The sequence below is a fragment of the Vibrio rotiferianus CAIM 577 = LMG 21460 genome (assembly GCF_002741985.1).
Taxonomy (GTDB): domain Bacteria; phylum Pseudomonadota; class Gammaproteobacteria; order Enterobacterales; family Vibrionaceae; genus Vibrio; species Vibrio rotiferianus.
Window position 1 is genome coordinate 1 of sequence record NZ_APHW01000090.1, and the last position, 2,116, is coordinate 2,116.

Annotated in this window: 4 protein-coding genes; all 4 read right to left on the minus strand. The window is 46.7% G+C overall.

The window, feature by feature from the left end; translation table 11 throughout:
* Window positions 1-318: 318 nt before the first annotated feature.
* Complete coding sequence (locus B853_RS16340; protein WP_038883229.1) at window positions 319-546, minus strand: hypothetical protein; 228 nt, start codon at window positions 544-546, stop codon at window positions 319-321.
* A gap of 141 nt (window positions 547-687) precedes the next feature.
* Window positions 688-858 carry a hypothetical protein gene (locus B853_RS26095; RefSeq protein ID WP_160167630.1) on the minus strand — a complete coding sequence of 57 codons (171 nt, stop codon included), beginning with the start codon at window positions 856-858 and terminating at the stop codon, window positions 688-690.
* Window positions 839-1,813 carry a hypothetical protein gene (locus B853_RS16345; protein WP_038883228.1) on the minus strand — a complete coding sequence of 325 codons (975 nt, stop codon included), beginning with the start codon at window positions 1,811-1,813 and terminating at the stop codon, window positions 839-841. Before B853_RS16345 ends, B853_RS26095 begins: the two co-directional genes overlap by 20 nt.
* The coding region (locus tag B853_RS26100; RefSeq protein WP_170001029.1) for a hypothetical protein at window positions 1,806-2,116 on the minus strand (311 nt) is incomplete at its 5' end. The genes B853_RS16345 and B853_RS26100, both read right to left, overlap by 8 nt.

Genomic DNA, 2,116 nt, shown 5'->3' on the forward strand with positions numbered 1-2,116 from the left:
TTACTACCCAATCTACAAGCCTCTTTGACTAACTCCATACGCTAGTACTGATTCTTGGTTCACTCATCTGGTGTGCGCTTACGGATGTACCGCTGGTAACGCATGATGCTGGAAGTTGTCGCCAGTGACACTGACCCTACCACTCGACAACTTGGAAACTTCTTGAAAGGTCTTTTCGATATGCTAATATGAAAGGACTTCTGGAGCGTAGAAGTATTCCGAAAATAACCCGTCCTGCAAAGACGGGTTTTTTCACATCTGGGGATTATCTTATCTGAGGATCTCCCCCTCATCAAACGAAATCCCCTATATACAGAATTATAGCGATTTGTTTTTATTCGCGTCTTCCTGCAGAACGGCTAGATACCGGTAATACGTTTCGATTCTTTTCTGTGTTTGCTCTGGTGTCTCTGGCTGATTGCAACCTTGTTTAATTTCAGCCATAGACGCCCCTGTTGGGCATCCTGAGTTAAGCACTAAATCTTCATGCGATGCACAAGCCCCAAGAACTGCACACACTGACACGATCAATATCTTTTTAAACATCCCTTTGAATCTCCTTACAGAATTAAAAACAATAAAATTAGTAGTTCTAACATAGGTTTATCTCCTTTAAATTGAGATTTGTGCCAGGCATGAAATAGCGAAGTCTTTCATGCTGGTGCGAATCCGACAAGCGATAGCGCGTCAGTCGTATTTCGAGCTGTTCGGGTAAGCGTGGCTCTCGATGTGTTCAAGAATTAGCGCATGGATAGCACTCTGACCAAACGCCTCACTATCCACCGCTGCGTCTTCCGCTTCCTCTATCAATCTCCGAAGCTTTACGCTAAAAGCCTCATCATTGCCCTGCTTTGACATTTGCGCCCCCTGTAGTTGATTGTGTGGACTCTGAGCCGATGCTTGATGTACTGCTCTTTGTCATGGTTGCGCCCTTAGATCTGGACACTAGCACTTCATAGCTTTCCCCTGAGATGTAGCCTTTCCCGTAGTATTGAGCACCATTGCGAACAATTGATAGCCCGTCTGTGTTGCCCTCTACGCTGTCAGAATCTGCCCAGAAGTGAACAGGTGCCGAGCTTCCAGTAAAGTCCAAACGAATGTCTGGTTGCTCTGTGTAACCTCGAGCAAGAGTATCTAAGATTGCGGCTCTTACTTCTTTGCTGTTCATGGCGACACGGATACTCTGTTTTGCTTTCTGACGATCTCCGTACGATGCATAGCTAACCTGCTGAGCGATGGCTTCCATTCCTGCATTAGCGGCCAACACTAAGTAATAGTTCACCGCAGCATCAAAGCGGCCAACGTTTTTATTCTTTAAAGCTTCCTTAGGCCAGCCATCAATCGGATTTGCGGCATAGGCAAAGACTGCACTTGCGATAATCTCACCGCGCAACCCTGACGGCCCTCTGATTGCGTTTACAGTGCTCCTAACCCAATCCTGTTGTATTTGTGGCGCGTCTTTCAATGCATCATTTAAATCCAGTGCATCCAACTCTTTAATTACTTTTTGCTTCTCCTCCTCCGTTCCGCGCTCTACTTCATAGAGCAATTTGATTAGTTGCCAGTTCAGACCTTTACCCGGAGATCTTCCGTATAGGTCTGTGGCGGTTTCAGTAATCAGCGGAGCTAGAGACCGAGCCACCATAACCGTAACTGCTTTTGATTGGTTAAGTTCTTTTGATGTGTCCACGCCTTGGCTACTGCTAGAGCTAGACCCCGTTTCGCTGCCTCCTGACACGCCCACAGGACTATTGTCACATCCCGATAAAGCCAACACAGACCCCATAACTAACGCCAATACACTTTTATTCATTCTGTTGTTTCTCCACTGCTTGGATTTCTTTTCTTAGGTTCGCTAGGTCTTCGCTAATATCGCCGTTCTCTAGCTGGCCCTGTAGCTGTTGAGCCAGCCTCTCTAGGTCTTGTCTCTGGCTCTCTCTGGCTTTTCTGGCTAGGTCTTTCAACTCTTTAACCAATGCCCTTTGTTCTTCCAGTTCCGCATCTGACGGGCCTTTGATTACTCCCTCGTTCCATGCATCCGCGAACTGTTTATCAAACTCCATTTGTTTGAGCTGTACGGTCGCTCTCTGCTCTTCCGCTGTGTTGTCTACCGTTC